This window comes from Micromonospora sp. NPDC049559 (genome assembly GCF_040676675.1).
GTDB lineage: Bacteria > Actinomycetota > Actinomycetes > Mycobacteriales > Micromonosporaceae > JBFAPK01.
Genome location: NZ_JBFAPK010000015.1, coordinates 113,931 through 129,798, shown reverse-complemented (window position 1 = coordinate 129,798; position 15,868 = coordinate 113,931). Strand labels below are relative to the sequence as shown.

Below are 15,868 nucleotides of genomic sequence, written 5' to 3'. Positions count from 1 at the left end.
CCGGGCGCTCCGCTGTGCCGGGTACCGCAGTTGAACCCATCGCTCCCCCGTCTCCATCCGACCCGCCTCGCGCCCGTCGCCGCCGGCGCGCGCCGGCCGCCGCCCGAATCGGCGAATGGGTGTGGTTCGACAATGTCCAGATAGGGCGGCGGCGAGTATGCGCCAGATAGTAGTAAGGCGGTCCGACGTGCGGCGAGCGCCTCCGTCCTGTCTGTACCCGTGGCCGCGCCCCCGGCGGCGTCCGGGTGACCCGTAGAGTTGTCGCGTCCGGTGCGTGGTAGGCGCGCGGTACCGGCGGTCAACCGGGGAGGGAATGTGCGGACCCGTCGCGAACAGGTACAGGCATATCGCTTCGTGACCCGCCGCATCGGATCGGCGATGCTCTCCGGCGAGCCGGAGACGACCGAGCTGCCGATGCGCCGGCTCGGCCTCGCGGTCTTCGGCAGCGCCATGCTCGCCACGATCGTCTTCGCCGGGGTCGGCGTCTACGGCTTCCTGCGCCCCGGTGGCGGCCGGCCGGCCGACAACCAGATCGTGATCGAGCGCGAGACCGGCGCCCGCTACGTCTACATCCAGGGGCGCCTGCACCCGGTCCTCAACTACTCCTCGGCCCGGCTGATCGTGGGCGCCGCACAGCCGACCGTACAGACGCTGTCCCGCCGGTCGCTGCGGGACGTACCGCGCGGCGAGCCGGTGGGCATCCCGAACGCGCCCGACGCGCTGCCCGACCCGGCCGCGCTGGACGGCCTGCCCTGGAGCACCTGCTCCATGCGCCGGAGCCCCGGCTCGGCCGCCCTGGCCGCGCACGTGCTGGTCGGCAGCGAGCCGGCCGGCGGTACCACCCTGGCGGGCGACGGACTGCTGGTCAGCACCGGTACCGGCAGCGACGCCGTGCGGTACCTGCTCTGGAACAGCCACCGGCTCAAGGTGCCCGACGGCGCCACCCTCGCGGCGCTGGAACTGACCGCGGCGACGCCGGTACCGGTGGACCAGGCGCTGCTCAACAGCATCGCGGCCGGCCCCGACCTCAAGCCCGGCTTCGTCTACCGGGCCGGCGAGGACGGCGTCGCGGTGGACGGCAAAGTCGGCAAGATCGGGCAGGTGTACCGCTCCGGCGAGCAGTTCTACCTGCTGCTGGACCGGGGGCTCGTGACGATCGGCGAGACGATGGCGCGGCTGCTGCTGGCCGGCGGACAGCAGGTGGTCGACATCTCGGCGAGCGCGGCCGGCGCGGTGCAGGGGAACCCGCGGTTCGAGCCCGACGGATTCCCGAACGAGATCCCGCGCCTGCGCAACGGCGGCGGCGAGCCGGCCATGGTCTGCGCCAGCTACCGGGACGCCAGCCCGAACGGCGGGCAGCTCACCACGATCGAGCTCTTCACCCGGGCGGACGAGCGGCTCACCGAGGCCTCGGCCAACCTCCCCCCGGTCCAGGTCGGACTGGACGGGGTCCGGCTGGCCGACCGGGTGCTCCTGACGGGCGGGCACGGCGCGCTGGTACAGGTGCTGCCGGCCCCGGGCACGCCGGCCACCGGTGCGACCCGCTACCTCGTCACCGACCAGGGCATCAAGTACGCGCTGCCGAGGCAGGACGCGCCGGCCGTACAGCAGTCGCTCGGCTATCCCGACGCGACCCCCGTCCCCGTACCGTCATACCTGCTGGCGCTGATCCCCACCGGCCCGGCCCTGGACCCCGCCGCGGCGCTGCGCTTCCTGCCGAAGTCCGAGCCCTCGGCGGGACCGCCCGCCGCCTCGCCCAGCGCGGGCGCATAGCGCGCCCGATCAACCACCCTTACGGCGGTCGATTTCGTTGGCGCCGGTGGGCTAGCCTGGCAGTTCGAGGGGAACGGGGAGGATCGCGGTGGGCGACGAGAGCACGAGGGTGGATGTCCTCTCGTTGGAGGACTTCCACAAGACCTTGCAGGCGCGGCTGGACGAGGCGAACGCGATACTCACGACGCTGAGCACCAAGCTGCACGACAAGCCTCCCGCGCTCGGCGAGTTCCAGGACGCCACCGAGACGGCGACCGGCTACCAGGCGCTGCACGAGGACTCGCTCGCGCGGGCCCGGCGGCTGCTGCGCGCCGTGAGCGCCACCCGGACCGCGACCGACACGATCATGCACAACTACCGCACGACCGAGGCGCGCAACAGGGCGAACTCGGACGACATCGCGAGGGTGATGCGTCCGGTGGGCGAGGTGCTGGATGGTGGACGAACCGATGCCCGATGAGTACTACGAGCGGTACCAGCGGCTGAGCCACGAGGAGCTGTACGCCAAGCTCACGGCCGGCCAGCCGGAGCAGGTCGACGGCCTGGCCACGTCCTGGAAGTCCATCCAGGACACCGCCAACGGACTGGCCGCCTCGCTCCGCCGGGACCTGCGCCGGCTCGCCCCGAACTGGGACAGCGCGGCCGGCCGCGAGTTCCAGCGCCGGGTCGAGCTGGTCGCCTCCTACGCCGAGACGCTGGCCGGCGAGTTCGACGACATGCGCTCCGGCCTGGTGACCATGTCGGCGGCGCTGAAGGACGCGCAGAAGCAGGCCGAGTCGCCCGACGAGACCGACGACCTGGACAAGACGATCAGCGGCGCGGGCAAGGGCGCGGCGGTCGGCTCCCTCTTCGGCCCCGGCGGCACCGTGATCGGCGGCATCGTCGGCGGCGCCCTCGGCCACAACCAGGACGAGGAGGAAAAGGAGAAGGCGCACCAGCGCATGGCGCGCCTCGTCGCCGAACTGGCCGCCGACTACCGGGTGACCGAGCACGCCACCTGGCCCGCCGAGTTCACCACCCCGCCGGTCGAGCTGCCCGACGGCGACCCCGACGGCACCGTCGACCCGGCCAGCACCCCGCCGGGCACCCGTCCGCGCCAGGCGCCGACCGCGAAGCCGTACGGGCAGGACGGCAAGCGCGACGAGGAGATCATCCCGCACCAGGTCACCACGTTCGAGCAGGTCGGCTGGCCGATCGGGCCGGACGCCCCGACCGACTACGGGCCGGCGCCGACGACCCTGGCCGGCGTCTCGACCGACGACGCCACCGGCACCAGCCTGCTCGGCGCGGGCGGCGAGCCGGTGACCGGCGCGCCCGGCGGCGGCGCGGGCGGGCTGGGCTCGGCCGCCGGAAGCACCCCCGGCACCGGGGGCGGCGGGGTCGGCGCGAGCAGCCTGAGCGGCGCCGCCGCGAGCCACGTGCTCGGCGCGTCCGGTGGGGACGGCAACCGGGCCGCCGCCGGCTCGACGCGCAGCGCGGCCGGCACCGGCCGGGGCGGCGACTGGCGCTCCGCCGCTGGACACGGCCAGTCCGGCGAGGACGAGCCCGGCGAGCACCTGACCTGGTTGACCGAGGACGAGATGGTCTGGGGTGGCGACGAGGAGGTCGTACCGGGCGTGCTCGGCGAGGCGCGACCCGCCGAGCACTGAGGCATCGAGGAGCGGCTACCACGGGCCGGCCCGGCGCGGCCGGCGTCAGCGCCGGACGAGCAGGGCCACGTCCACTCGGGGCAGCCGCTCCACCTCGGCCACCGTGAACTCGCGGCGCAGCAGCTGGGCCCGTACGGGCGGGAAGGCGTCCACCGGGTCCAGCCGCCCGCCGCCGACGACCAGCCAGAGCCGTGGTGCGTCGCCCAGGCAGGGCACCGGGTCGACGCACTCCACCCCGGAGTACCGTCCGGTCCGGTTCGACGGCACCGCGAGGAAGACGTCGCGCGGCCGGGTACGCAGCTCGTAGGCGAGGGGCAGGCGGATCGGGCGGGACGGGTCGAAGCCGGCGTAGGCGATGCCGTCGCCCGGCCGATAGCCGTCGTCGATGACCTGCGCGGCGGCACGGAAGTCCGCCTCGCCGGCCACCGGGCTGCGGCGCACCTCGACCTGCCCGGCGGCCCCGGCGGCGGCGACCAGCAGCAGCGCCAGCCCCAGCACCACCACCCGGTCGGCGGGCGCCAGCCAGCGCCGCAGGGCGCGGACCGGTACGGCGATCGCGGCGCCGGCCAGCAGCGCCCACGCCGGGAGCGTGAAGAGCGCGTACTTCGCGAGGAAGATGTGCGCCACCGGGTGCGCGAGGTAGCAGAAGACCGGCGGCAGGACCGCCCAGAGCAGCAGCGGCGCGATCGGACCGCGCCGGGCGTACCAGAGCGCCACGGCGCCGAGCAGCGCGATCGGGACCAGCACCCACGCCATCGCCGCGGACCCGAAGAGGTCTCCCGGATAGCGGGCGACCGCCTGGCGGCTCCGACTGATCCACTCGACCTGGGCGGACTGGCCGGACGCGCCGTAGAGCAGCGGCGCCACGGTCAGCACCAGCCCCAGCACCGCGGCGAGCCAGGCGCGTGCCACCGGTCGCCCGCCGCCGCGCCGGGCCGCCCGCCACACCAGCGCGGCGTGCGCCGCGAGCACCGTGGCGGCGACGAAGTGCAGGTACGTCAGGGCGAGCAGGGTCACGCCGTAGAGCAGGAACCGGCGCCACGACGGTCGCTCCAGCGCCCGCAGCAGCGCCAGCGTGGCCAGTACGGCCAGGGCTGTCACCCACGCGTACGAGCGGGCCTCCTGCCCGTACCGGGAGACGGCCGGCAACGCCGCGAAGATCAGCCCCGCGCTCACCCCGACGGTCCCGCCGTAGAGGCGCCGGCCGAGCGCGGTGAGCGCGCCGGCCGCCACCGCCATGCCGAGGAACGAGGGCAGCCGCAGGGCGAGCACCGAGTCGCCGAACGCGCCCGTCCAGAGCCGCATCGCCACGTAGTAGAGGGCGTGCACCAGGTCGATGTTGCCGAGCAGTTGGCGGAACTCGGGCCAGGTGAGCGTGGTGGCGTACCAGGTGGAGTACTCGTCGTTCCACATCTCACGGCCGGTGCCGCCGACCGCGACGGCGGCGAGCGCGACGGCCGCGACCGGCAGCGCGAGGCGCCGCCGCCGCAGCGGCGGTCGCGTGGGGGGCGACGCCGGTGGGTCGGCCGCCACGAGGGTCGAGGGTGCGGTCATGCCGGGCGCTCCTTCAAGCCGACCGAGCTGGAAAGCTATCATCATGGACGCCCGTCCTGCCGGGCGGTTGTCGCCGCGGGGAGGAATGGGTGTCTATGCCGGCTGATCGAAGCCGCAACATGTGGTACGTGACTCCGCTGCTGGTGCTCACCGTCGTCGTGGTCGCCGCCGTCGCGGCCTTCGTCCGGCCCGGTGATCCGGGACCGTCCCGCCCGTCGCAGTCGGCGCCGACGTCCACTCCGGCCCCCGCCTGCACGGCCTCCGCGCCGGCACCCAGTCCTTCGACGAGCCTGCGCGCGCTCGCGGCGCCGTGCGGGCTCTACCTGGGCGCCGCCGTCAACGACGCGCTCTTCGACGACCCCGCGTACCGGGACGTCGTCGCGCGGGAGTTCAACGGCGTCACTCCCGAGAGCGCCCTGAAGTGGGGCACGGTGGAGCCGCGCCCCGGGGAGTTCAACTTCGCGCCCGGCGACGCGTACGTGGAGTTCGCGGAGCGCAACGGCCAGCGGGTTCACGGTCACACGCTGGTCTGGCACACGATTCCGGCCTGGGTGACGGACGGCGGCTACCCGCCCGACCAGCTCCGCGAGATCCTGCGGCGGCACGTGCAGAACACGGTGGCGCACTGGCGGGGCCGGATCGACAGCTGGGACGTGGTCAACGAGCCGCTCGGCAACGGCGCCGGGCTGCGCGACAGCGTCTGGCTGCGTGGGCTCGGCCCGGGCTACATCGCCGACTCGTTCCGCTGGGCCCGCGAGGCCGACCCGGACGCGAAGCTGTTCATCAACGACTTCGACGTCGAGGGCGTCAACGCCAAGAGCGACTACCTGTACCAGCTGGTCAAGGAGCTTCGGGCGCAGGGCGTACCGATCGACGGGGTCGGCTTCCAGACCCACGTGGCGCGCGCCAGCCTGCCGGAGAGCTTCGAGGCGAACCTGCGCCGCTTCGCCGACCTCGGCGTCGAGGTCGCCATCACCGAGCTGGATGTGCGCCTGCCGCTACCGCCGACCCAGCAGCAGTTGGAGACGCAGGCCGGCATCTACGCCCGCGTACTGCGCGCCTGCCTGGCGGTGACCGCGTGCCGTTCGGTGACGACGTGGGGCTTCACCGACCGGCACTCCTGGGTCGGGCGGGACTTCCCCGGCCAGGGTGCCGCGCTGCCGTTCGACGAGTCGTACCGCCCCAAGCCCGCCTACTGGTCGCTGCACGACACCCTCGTCACCGACGCGCGCCGCCGCTGAACCCGCCGCCGCTGAACCCCGCGCCGCGTGGCGGCGGCCTCGACCGGCCGCCGGGAGTTGTTCGGCGCTTGTTGTTCAGTCTCGGCGTACCGAGCCTGAACATCGTTGGCCGGCTAGAAAAGCCCTCGGTAGGCAGGATTTCGCCACGGGGGGCGCGATGCGACAGGGACACGGGGACAGTGGTGCATCCACGGCCGACGCGGAACCGGGTTGGGACTTCCGGATCCTCGGACCGTGGGAGATCAACGACGCCGGCGCCGGGGTGGCCGTACCGGCCCGGCAGACGCGGGTGCTCCTCTCCTCGCTGCTGCTCTCGGCCAACCGGCCGGTACCGGTGGAGGCCCTGACCCGGCAACTCTGGCCGGAGCAGACCCCGGACCGGGTACGCCCCACCCTGCACACGTACGTGGCCCGGCTGCGCAAGCTGCTCGGCAAGCAGCTCATCCGTACCACGACGGGCGGCGGGTACCAGCTCGACGTGCCGGCCGACAGCGTCGACCTGCACCGGTTCCGGACGCTGGTGCACCGGGCCGGCACCGCCGCCACGCCCGGCACGGAGTTGGCGCTGCTCCGCGCGGCGCTGCGGCTGTGGCGGGGTCGCCCGTTCACCGGCGTACCGTCACCCTGGTTGGACCGTGACGTCGTCCCGCTGCTCATCGAGGAGTGGTTCGCCGCCACCGAGCGGCGGATCGACCTCGACCTGGCCGCCGGACCGGCGACCGCCACGATCGTCGAGCTACGGGATCTCACCACCGGCTACCCGGCCCGGGAGTCGCTCTGGCTCCGCCTCATCGCCGCGCTGCACCTCGCCGGCCGCCGGGCCGACGCGCTCGACGCGTACCGGCAGGTGCGCGCCTTCCTCCGCACCGAACTCGGGGTGGACCCGAACCCCGCGCTGCAACGGCTGCAACGGGCCGTGCTGGTCGGCGAGGTGCCCGAGCCGTACGGCGTACCGGCGGCACCGCCGGCCCGGCCGGCGCCGGGCGCCGGACCCTGCTGCTGCTGGACGACGCCCGCGACGCCGACCAGGTACGGCCGCTCCTGCCCGGCGCGACGAGCCTGGTGATCGTCACCAGCCGCGACCCGGCGTGGGCGGCGTCCGTCGGCCCGGCGTGGGCGGCTGCGCGGCTGGGTAAGAAGCGTGCCATGAGCACCTCGGGGAGCAGCCGTCCCGCGTCCACGACCGAGCCGACGCGTACCCGGACCGGTACGGTCGCCGTCGTCGCCCACCGGAAGAAGAGCCTCGGCGGCGGACTCGACGAGCTGCGGGCGCGGTTGGTCGGCGCCGGCGTCGAGGAGCTGCTCTGGTACGAGGTGCCGAAGAGTCGCAAGGCGCCGAAGAAGGTACGCAAGGCGCTGCGCGCGGGCGCCCAACTCGTCTTCGTCTGGGGCGGCGACGGGATGGTGCAGCGCTGCGCGGACGCGCTGGCCGGCTCGGACGCCACCCTCGCGATCGTGCCCGCCGGCACCGCGAACCTGCTCGCCACCAACCTGGGCATCCCGCAGGACCTCGGTGAGGCGGTCCGGATCGGCCTGCACGGGCCGGACCGCCGGCTCGACCTCGGGCGACTCGGGGGCGAGCACTTCGCCGTGATGGCCGGCGCCGGCTTCGACGGCGACCTGATCGGCCAGGCCGACCGGGAACTCAAGGGCCGGCTGGGCCGGCTCGCGTACGTCTGGACCGGGCTCCGGCACGTCCGGCGGGACCCGGTACCGACCCGGATCCGGGTCGACGGGACCACCTGGTTCGACGGGGAGGCGAGCTGCGTGCTGCTCGGCAACGTCGGCACGATCACCGGCGGCATCCCGGCCTTCGACGACGCCCGCCCGGACGACGGCTGCCTGGAGGTGGGGGTGGCGACCGCCGACGGTGTCCTGCAATGGGCCCGTACGCTCGGCCGGATGGCGGTCGGCCGGACCGAGGAGTCCCCCTTCGTACGGATCACCCGGGGCAGGAAGATCAACGTCAGGTTCGGCGCGCCGATGGTCTACGAGCTCGACGGCGGGGCCCGCGCGGCGGTGACCAGGTTCAAGGCTCGGGCGGTGCCGGGCGCGCTCACGGTCCGGGTCCCGGACGGGACGACCGACTCCCAGCGCTAGTGTCGCGTGATTCTGATCGGTTTACTCCGTTCCTGCGAACACGGGTCTCCGCGCCGGCCCACCGGTAGTGTCGCATGAGGGTTGGGCCGTCAGGGGGTTCGCGTGTTGACTCAGCCGACCAGCGGCATCAGCCGAGAAATCCGCTGATGGCGTCGCTGTCCCGGCTGGTCGGTCGCCTGTTCGGCGTGGCACCCAGGCTGCAGATCCATCCGGGCGTGAGCCGTGGCGGCACCTCGGTGCCGGTTGGCCCCGTGCTGGTCGTCGGAGGTGGGATCGCCGGTATGAGCGCGGCGCTCGTGCTGGCCGAACGCGGCGTGCCGGTCTGCGTGTACGAGGCCGCACCGCGTCTGGGAGGCCGGCTCGACGCGACCATCCACCACCTACCCGACGGAACGACGCAACCTGTGGATCACGGCTTCCACGGCTTCTTTCGGCAGTACTACAACTGGCGTAGCGTCCTGTCCCGCATCGACCTCACGGGCCGCCTGCTCCAACCGCTCGGCAGCTACCCAGTGATTTCCCGCCGCTGGCCCGACGAACAGTTCGACCGGCTACCCAGCACTCCACCGATCAGCATCGCCGCACTGTTGGCCCGCTCGCCCAGCCTTCGGCTGCGGGAGCTGATACATGCCAACCACCGCGCCGCACGCCACCTGCTCGCGTTCGACACCCGCCGCACGTACCGGCAGCTCGATCACCTCAGCGCCGAAGCCTTCATGGCCAGCCTCGATCTGACCGAGCGGGCCAACGCCATGCTGTTCAATGTGTTTGCCCACTCGTTCTTCGACGACCCGGCGAACATGTCCGCCGCCGAACTGGTGGCCATGTTTCACTTCTACTTCCTGGCCAACCCCGAGGGACTGGGCATGGACGCGCCGCACGGCGACTACCAGAGCGCCATCTGGGACCCGTTACGGCAGTACCTGGAACGCCACGGCGGTCGCGTGCGCACCGACGCGTTGGTCACTCGCCTACTGCCGGCGGCCCCGACCGGCTGGCAGGTCCACCTGGCCACCGGGGAACAAATCGAGATCGCCCACGTGGTCCTAGCCGTTGACGCCCGCTCGGCCGGCACCCTCCTGGCCCGCTCGCCCGAGGTGACCATCGCCGATTCCCGCCTCGCTCGGTTCGCCGAGCGACCGCTGTGCGGACCGCCCTACGCGGTAGCCCGCTACTGGTTGTCCAGCGACGTCCATCCCGACCGCGCGCCATTCACCAGCATCGGTGGGGCGGACCTGCTCGACTCGGTCAGCCTCTACCATCGCATCGAACACCACGCCCGCCGTTGGCATCAGCACACCGGCGGCGCCGTCGTCGAACTGCACGCCTACGCCTGCCCCGACCACGTCACGGCCGACAAGCTCGGTGAGATGATGCTCACCGAACTGGCCGACCTGTGGCCCGAGGTCACCGGCTTGGCCACGATTGATCAGCGCTGCCGCATCGGGTACGACGCCGCCGGCGCTCCGGTCGGCGCCCACGCACACCGGCCGGGAGTCCGCAGCCGACTGCCCGGTCTCAGCCTCGCTGGCGACTGGGTCAGCCTGCCGGTCCCCGCGGCCCTGATGGAACGCGCCGCCACCAGCGGCATCATGGCCGCGAACAGCATCCTGGCCAGGCACGGTCATCCCGTTGAACCAATCTGGTCGGTGCCCACCCGTGGACTACTCGCACGCACATCCGAGCATTAGCTGGACCGCGGTGTCTGGCCGAGCGCGGGTCGGTCGACGACGCCCTCGACGGCCAACTCGACCTCGCACCACACCGCGGACACGGCATCGAACCGCCACCGGCCAGAATCACGCGAAACCAGGTCTCGCCGAAGCGTTCCACGCCCGCGCGGTCCGACTTTCTCCGGCGGCCTATTGTCCGACCGGCTCCCCGTCAGGGTTCGCCATGCTTTCCGCATCCCCGACTTGCAAGGCTGAAAGCACCATTTCCAGTCCGGTTATCCGCAGAATCCGGCGCGTTATTCCGCGTGCTCCCCGAATGTGGAAGCGCGAGCCGGCCCGATCCGCGCGTTGCCTGGCGTATACCAGCGCGCTGATTCCGGCGGCGCTGAAAAACGTCACCTCGCGCAGGTCGCAGCAGACATCGGGGTGGACGTCGATGGCGGATTCCAACGCCTGGCGCAGGCTGGGCGCGGTGGCCAGGTCGACGTCTCCGGAGACCACGACCACCAGCCGGTCGGCCGAGACGAGCGCGGTCGGGTCGCTCGGCTCGTTGTGGCGGCGTACCCGGAAGGCGTACCGCTCGGCCGAATCGGTCACCGAGACGGCGGCGGGCCGGGCACGACGCCCCCCGGGCAATGATCGGGTAGAGCATGGACGTGGGGGCATCGGCGCGCCTTTTGGGTAGACGAATACGGCACGGGCGCGCGGCTTGACCCATTCCGAGCTTAACCACCGGCGTACGGGTACGCCATTCGCGTGCACTGGACGCGGGTCACCCATCGCGCGGCGCCCGCGCCGGTGCGGGCCCGTATGCTGAAGCCCGGTAGCCGGCCCGTCTCGCGCCGCCGCGAGACCGCTGCCAGCAACGACGTGGGTCCCGGGGCCGCCCGCGCGGAACCCGGACGAGCCGTCCGGAATGCCATCCCCACGCCGTCCGACGTCCAGCGTGTGGCAGGCGCACCGGCCCGAGGAGCCCGCATGGCGCAGCTGCCCATGGACCCCGTCGAGGCGTTCGCCGAGATCGGTCGGATCAAACTGGGCGAAACCAGCCTGGAAGGCGTGCTCGACCACGTCGCCCGGCTGGCGAAACGGACGATCCCCCGCACCGAGGAGGTCTCCGTCACGCTGGTGCCCGCCTCCGGCGCGCACACCGTCGCGTTCACCGGCCAGCTCGCCCTGCGCCTGGACGAGTGGCAGTACGCGCAGGGGCGCGGACCGTGCCTGGACGCCGCGCGTGCCGGCGCGGTGATGGATCTTCCGGACCTGGCCTCGGAGGAGCGCTGGCCGGAGTGGGCCGCACACGCCCGGGCGGCGGGGGTGGGCAGTTCGCTCTCGATCGGACTGCCGATCCAGGAGCGGGTCTTCGGGGCACTCAACGTCTACGGCCGCGAGCCGGGGACCTTCGACGAGGACGCGATAACCCTGGCCCTGACGTTCGCCGGGTACGCCGCCGTGGCGGTGGCCAACGCGCACCTCTACGACACCACGGTCACGCTGGCGCAGCAGATGCAGGCGGCGATGGAGAGCCGGGCCGTCATCGAACAGGCCAAGGGCATCATCATGGGCGAACGGCACTGCACCGCCGACGAGGCGTTCGCCATCCTCGCCAAGATCTCGCAGGACGCCAACCGCAAACTCCGGGACGTCGCCGAGGCGCTGGTGCGGCGGGCCGCGCAACCGCGCCCTGGACAGCACGGCGCCTAGACCGCGGGTGCGGCGAGCCGTCCGGGCCACGGGCGATTCTCGGTCCGCGCACGCTGATCATTGTCGGACCCGGGTGGCGCGGCCGGAAGGGCGGCACCACCACACGCGGAGGCACGACCCGCTGATCGTTCGTTCGGGGCGGGCCGTAAGATACGGCTTCTGTAGCTGGGGCCCGGCGGGGCGTCAGCGAGCGAGCGTCAAGCAGCGGCGCCGGTCCCGGATCCACCCGAACGGATCCGGTGCAGCGATTCGTGGACCGCGGATCGCCACAAAGTGTCCTGCCCGGAAGATGTTCCGGCAGTGACCGCCGGGTTTTGCAAGGACGCCGACGTTATGCCACAGCCATCGCCCGATCTGACAGACGCCTACGCCGAGCTGGGCCGGATCAAGCTCAGCGAGACCGACCTGGACGATGTCCTGGCTCGGATAGCCAGGCTGGCGAAGCGCGCCATTCCCGGCGCCGAGGACGTATCCGTGACGCTGATTCGCGGAGAAAAGGCACACACTCCGGCGTTCACGGGCGAATTAGCGCTGAAATTGGACGAATGGCAGTACGAGAACGAACGCGGTCCCTGTCTCGACGCCGCCACGACCGGCAGCGTCATGGTGGTGAGCGACATGGCCGGCGAGAGCCGGTGGCCGCGCTGGGCCAGGCGGGCCCACGCGGCCGGGGTGCTCAGCTCGCTCTCGGTCGGCCTGCCGATCCAGGAGGCCGTGGTCGGCGCGCTCAACCTCTACGGGGTCCGAACGGGAGCCTTCGACGGTGCCGTGCAGGTGGCGCAGACCTTCGCCGGCCACGCCGCGATCGCGCTGGCCAACGTGCACCTCTACGACAGCACCGCGACGCTGGCCCAGCAGATGCAGGCGGCGATGGAGAGCCGGGCCATCATCGAACAGGCCAAGGGCATCATCATCGCCGAACGGCGCTGCACCGCCGACGAGGCGTTCGCCATCCTCGCCAAGGTCTCCCAGGACTCCAACCGCAAACTCCGGGACGTCGCGGAGGCCCTGGTGCAGCGGGCGTCACGGCCGTCGGGGCGGCGGTAGTCGCCCGCGACGCGTGCTCTTCAACATCCGGTCGCCCCGCATTGGCCGGCCGGTCAGCCACGATCGATACACATCGCGGCTGTCGGTACCGTTCACCGGCCTGACCGGCGCCCGCGCGGTTCCTCGCGGGTCCGCACCGGCGCGACCACCCGGCACCGCCGGGTGGCGCCAGGCCCGGTCGGACAGCGCCGGCCCTCACGAAGGGAATGCTGATGCGACTGATCCGCGAGGGCAAGATCGAGCCGGCGTCGGCCGGGGCGCCGGCCACGCCCGAGGTGAGCGACCAGCGCAACTACCTGTACGCGGTGGTCCAGAAGAGCACCCAGCCGGCGAACACCGGCTCGTCCTGGGTCGGCGTCGCGCTCGGCGTACGCCTCGTCGGCGACGACACCCGCTACCTCTCGCACCACGTGGACCCGACCTGGTCGTTGCAGCGCGACGACCCGGCCGCGACCACGGTCGAGCTGCCGGCCGGCACGACCGTGGCCGACATCGCCGAGATCACCGCGCACCGCGTCGTGGTCGGTACCGACCCCGGTTCGGCCGTGCACGTCACCGCGATCCAGCGCGGCTTCCTGCTCGGCGCGGACTACCTGCCCCAGTCGTCGTTCCTGGGCTGGAGCGGTGACGCGCTGCTCGACCCGACCACCACCTCCGCCGTGCTCTGGCGGCGCTGACCGGTCGGTACGCCCCTGGCCGGCCGGTCCCCACGGGGTCCGGCCGGCCGCCCGGCGTCGTACGGGAGGCCGCCTGTCCGGGCGCCGGCCGCGCCGGGCCGGGGCCGGCGTCGCGGTGCGGCGCCGGGCGGACAATGATCGACAAGGCAGGGTTGGGCGAGGTGAGGAGCGGAGATGACCGCGGAGACCCGGTTCGGCATCGTCGGTAGCGGCTGGCGTGGCCTGTTCTTCCTGCGGCTGGCGCGGCTGCTGCCCCAGCGGCTGCGCGCCACGGGGGTGGTGACCCGCACCGCCGCGCGCGGCGACGAGGTGACCGCGGAGTGGGGCGTACCGACCTTCCGCTCGACGGCCGAGCTGCTCGCCCACGAGCGGCCCGACTTCGTGATCGTGTCGGTGCCCTGGGAGGTGACGCCCGGCGCGACCCGCGAGCTGGTCGGCCTCGGCGTACCGGTGCTCGCCGAGACGCCGCCGGCGCCCGACCTGGACGGGCTGCGCGCGCTCTGGTCGGAGGTGGGCGGCAGCGGGCTGGTGCAGGTGGCCGAGCAGTACCTGCTGATGCCCGGGCACTCCGCGCGGCTGGAGCTGGTCCGCGCCGGCCTGGTCGGCGAGCCGACCTCGGTGCAGCTCTCCTCGACCCACCTGTACCACGCAGTGTCGCTGATCCGGGGCCTGCTCGACGTCGGCCACGACCCCGCGGAGGTCGACGCCCGCGCCTTCGTGGCGCCGCTGGCCAATCCCCTGTCGCCGGCCGGCTGGAGCGGCGACGGTACGCCGCAGCAGCTCACCACCACGCTCGCGACCATCGACTTCGGCGGGCGGATGGGCCTGTACGACTTCACCGACAACCAGTGGTGGAACCCGCTGCGGAGCCGGCGGATCGTGGTACGCGGCTCGCTCGGCGAGATCGTCGACGACCGGGTGGTACGCCTCGCCGACCCGACGACGCCGGTGGAGTCGGCGCTGGTGCGCCGCCAGACCGGGATCGACCTCAACCTCGAAGGGCTCGACCTGAAGCACATCAGCTTCGACGGCCGGGTGGTCTACCGGAACCCGTTCGCCGGCACCGGTCTCTCCGACGACGACATCGCGGTGGCCGACATCATGGTCCGTACCGGCGCGTGGGCGCGCCAGGAGGGCCCGGAGCCGTACCCGCTGGCCGAGGCGTGCCAGGACCATCTGATCAGCCTCGCCATCGGCGAGTCGGCCCGGACCGGCCGGCCGGTGGTCACCACGAGGGAGCCCTGGGCCGGCTGAGCCGCCGCGACCCCGGGCGCGGGTGGGCTCGGACCCCGGCTCACGCCGCCCGCACCCGGCGCGCCTCGGTCAGGTTGCGCGCAGCATGCCGCTGCCCAGGTAGTCACCGTCGCCGGTGCCACCGGGGAGCGCGAAGTAGTAGCCTCCGCCGAACGGCAGGGTGTAACGCTCCAGCGCCTCGCCGGCGAGTCGGCGCTGGACGGTCGCGAAACCCAGCTCGACGTCCCGCTGGAAGCAGATGAAGATCTGCCCGACGTCCTGGGTGCCGGCCACCTCGGGGGCGCGGCGGTACGAGTAGCCGCGGCGCAGGATCCGGTTCCGCTCGCTGCCCGGGGTACGCGGATTCGCCCGCCGGATGTGCGCGTCGAGGGCGATGACCCGCCCCTCCGGGTCGGCGGCGAAGTCGGGTTCGTCCGACTCGCGGGACCGACCGAGCGGGGCGCCCGTCTCCTTGCCACGGCCGAAGACCCGTTCGTGCTGCTCGGTGGTTTCCGCGTCCCAGGTCGGCATTGCCAGCCGGATCAGCCGTACGACCTGGTAGCTGCCGCCGACGCACCAGGCCGGTTCGTCGTCGCCGGGCTGGACCCAGACCAGGCGGTCCATCAGCTCGCGGTCCTCGGTGTCCGGGTTGCCCGCGCCCTCCCGGAAGCCGAAGAGGTTGCGCGTCCCGGTCCCGCCGGGCGGATGGAAACCCTCGATCCGCCAGCGCCGCCGCAGCCCGGGGATCGGCCGGCCGAGCAGCACCGCCAGCGGCTCCGGGTCGTCGGCGCAGACCTGTACCAGCAGGTCGCCGTGGCACCAGTCCGGGTCGAGCGCGTCGGCGCGGAACGCGGGCATCGGCGTGAGCAGGCGCGGCGCGCGCAGCCCGTACCGGCCGTCGAAGAGGGACGCGCCCACCGCGACGGTCGCCGCGGCGCCCGCCACCCGGGCGGTGACGGCGCGCAGCGCGGCTTCGAGGCCGGCCCGGTCCGGCGCCTCGACGTCATACGCCACCAGCAGCGTCGCACCAGGCGATGGTGCGGTGATCGCGGCCTGGTGTGCCGCCGCCGTCCCGGCCGGGGCCGGCGTTCGCGGGTCGCCGGCCGGGGACGCCGCGTCTCCCCCGTCGCAGCCGGCGGCACCGGTCAGCCCGGCGGCACCGACGGCGGCGAGGAGGACGCGGCGACTGATCCCGTCGTGGGCGTTGGTCATCGATC

General features: G+C 73.1%; 14 protein-coding genes. 11 read left to right on the top strand and 3 right to left on the bottom strand.

Going from position 1 to position 15,868, the window contains the following annotated elements; genetic code table 11:
* Positions 1–315 precede the first annotated feature (315 nt).
* The 3 genes from eccB (at position 316) to AB0J86_RS18375 (ending at position 3,422) form a co-directional block, all read left to right on the top strand.
* Positions 316–1,773, top strand: a complete 1,458-nt coding sequence (eccB, locus tag AB0J86_RS18385; RefSeq protein ID WP_363858494.1) for a type VII secretion protein EccB — start codon at positions 316–318, stop codon at positions 1,771–1,773.
* Between the two features lie 88 nt (positions 1,774–1,861).
* Entirely contained in the window at positions 1,862–2,233 is a 372-nt protein-coding gene (locus AB0J86_RS18380; RefSeq protein WP_363858492.1) for a hypothetical protein, read from the top strand.
* Entirely contained in the window at positions 2,208–3,422 is a 1,215-nt protein-coding gene (locus AB0J86_RS18375; protein WP_363858490.1) for a hypothetical protein, read from the top strand. The genes AB0J86_RS18380 and AB0J86_RS18375 overlap by 26 nt, the downstream gene beginning before the upstream one ends.
* 45 nt (positions 3,423–3,467) lie before the next feature.
* Here the strand turns inward: AB0J86_RS18375 and AB0J86_RS18370 are convergent, their stop codons facing one another.
* A complete protein-coding gene (locus AB0J86_RS18370; protein ID WP_363858488.1) occupies positions 3,468–4,976 on the bottom strand; it encodes a glycosyltransferase family 39 protein in 1,509 nt (502 codons plus the stop codon).
* A 128-nt stretch (positions 4,977–5,104) separates the two neighbouring features.
* Between AB0J86_RS18370 and AB0J86_RS18365 the strand changes: the two genes are divergently transcribed.
* The 4 genes from AB0J86_RS18365 (at position 5,105) to AB0J86_RS18350 (ending at position 10,008) form a co-directional block, all read left to right on the top strand.
* Positions 5,105–6,217 carry an endo-1,4-beta-xylanase gene (locus tag AB0J86_RS18365; RefSeq protein WP_363858485.1) on the top strand — a complete coding sequence of 371 codons (1,113 nt, stop codon included), beginning with the start codon at positions 5,105–5,107 and terminating at the stop codon, positions 6,215–6,217.
* A gap of 157 nt (positions 6,218–6,374) precedes the next feature.
* Positions 6,375–7,283, top strand: coding sequence for a BTAD domain-containing putative transcriptional regulator (locus tag AB0J86_RS18360; RefSeq protein ID WP_363858483.1), 909 nt, complete (start codon positions 6,375–6,377; stop codon positions 7,281–7,283).
* Between the two features lie 80 nt (positions 7,284–7,363).
* Complete coding sequence (locus tag AB0J86_RS18355; RefSeq protein ID WP_363858482.1) at positions 7,364–8,317, top strand: diacylglycerol kinase family protein; 954 nt, start codon at positions 7,364–7,366, stop codon at positions 8,315–8,317.
* Between the two features lie 146 nt (positions 8,318–8,463).
* Positions 8,464–10,008, top strand: coding sequence for an FAD-dependent oxidoreductase (locus tag AB0J86_RS18350; protein WP_363858480.1), 1,545 nt, complete (start codon positions 8,464–8,466; stop codon positions 10,006–10,008).
* A gap of 171 nt (positions 10,009–10,179) precedes the next feature.
* Here AB0J86_RS18350 and AB0J86_RS18345 read toward each other — a convergent pair whose 3' ends face one another.
* Complete coding sequence (locus AB0J86_RS18345) at positions 10,180–10,587, bottom strand: STAS domain-containing protein (RefSeq protein ID WP_363858478.1); 408 nt, start codon at positions 10,585–10,587, stop codon at positions 10,180–10,182.
* Between the two features lie 381 nt (positions 10,588–10,968).
* Here AB0J86_RS18345 and AB0J86_RS18340 point away from each other — a divergent pair, with 381 nt between their 5' ends.
* The 4 genes from AB0J86_RS18340 to AB0J86_RS18325 all read left to right on the top strand — a co-directional run bounded on the left by AB0J86_RS18340 (position 10,969) and on the right by AB0J86_RS18325 (position 14,672).
* A complete protein-coding gene (locus tag AB0J86_RS18340; RefSeq protein ID WP_363858476.1) occupies positions 10,969–11,694 on the top strand; it encodes a GAF and ANTAR domain-containing protein in 726 nt (241 codons plus the stop codon).
* 333 nt (positions 11,695–12,027) lie between these two features.
* Positions 12,028–12,741: a GAF and ANTAR domain-containing protein gene (locus tag AB0J86_RS18335; protein ID WP_363858567.1), complete on the top strand. Its 714-nt coding sequence runs from the start codon at positions 12,028–12,030 to the stop codon at positions 12,739–12,741.
* A 212-nt stretch (positions 12,742–12,953) separates the two neighbouring features.
* Positions 12,954–13,418 carry a hypothetical protein gene (locus AB0J86_RS18330; protein WP_363858474.1) on the top strand — a complete coding sequence of 155 codons (465 nt, stop codon included), beginning with the start codon at positions 12,954–12,956 and terminating at the stop codon, positions 13,416–13,418.
* A 174-nt stretch (positions 13,419–13,592) separates the two neighbouring features.
* Positions 13,593–14,672: a Gfo/Idh/MocA family oxidoreductase gene (locus AB0J86_RS18325; protein WP_363858472.1), complete on the top strand. Its 1,080-nt coding sequence runs from the start codon at positions 13,593–13,595 to the stop codon at positions 14,670–14,672.
* Between the two features lie 69 nt (positions 14,673–14,741).
* On the opposite strand, the gene AB0J86_RS18320 is transcribed toward AB0J86_RS18325, so the two are convergent.
* Entirely contained in the window at positions 14,742–15,863 is a 1,122-nt protein-coding gene (locus AB0J86_RS18320; RefSeq protein ID WP_363858470.1) for a Dyp-type peroxidase, read from the bottom strand.
* Between the last annotated feature and the right edge of the window lie 5 nt (positions 15,864–15,868).

Coding starts and splice junctions, on each gene's coding strand:
- AB0J86_RS18325 (WP_363858472.1), top strand. CDS start 13,593: ATGACCGCGGAGACCCGGTTCGGCATCGTCGGTAGCGGCTGGCGTGGC.
- AB0J86_RS18370 (WP_363858488.1), bottom strand. CDS start 4,976: ATGACCGCACCCTCGACCCTCGTGGCGGCCGACCCACCGGCGTCGCCC.
- AB0J86_RS18330 (WP_363858474.1), top strand. CDS start 12,954: ATGCGACTGATCCGCGAGGGCAAGATCGAGCCGGCGTCGGCCGGGGCG.
- AB0J86_RS18340 (WP_363858476.1), top strand. CDS start 10,969: ATGGCGCAGCTGCCCATGGACCCCGTCGAGGCGTTCGCCGAGATCGGT.
- AB0J86_RS18350 (WP_363858480.1), top strand. CDS start 8,464: ATGGCGTCGCTGTCCCGGCTGGTCGGTCGCCTGTTCGGCGTGGCACCC.
- AB0J86_RS18320 (WP_363858470.1), bottom strand. CDS start 15,863: ATGACCAACGCCCACGACGGGATCAGTCGCCGCGTCCTCCTCGCCGCC.
- AB0J86_RS18375 (WP_363858490.1), top strand. CDS start 2,208: ATGGTGGACGAACCGATGCCCGATGAGTACTACGAGCGGTACCAGCGG.
- AB0J86_RS18355 (WP_363858482.1), top strand. CDS start 7,364: ATGAGCACCTCGGGGAGCAGCCGTCCCGCGTCCACGACCGAGCCGACG.
- AB0J86_RS18360 (WP_363858483.1), top strand. CDS start 6,375: ATGCGACAGGGACACGGGGACAGTGGTGCATCCACGGCCGACGCGGAA.
- AB0J86_RS18335 (WP_363858567.1), top strand. CDS start 12,028: ATGCCACAGCCATCGCCCGATCTGACAGACGCCTACGCCGAGCTGGGC.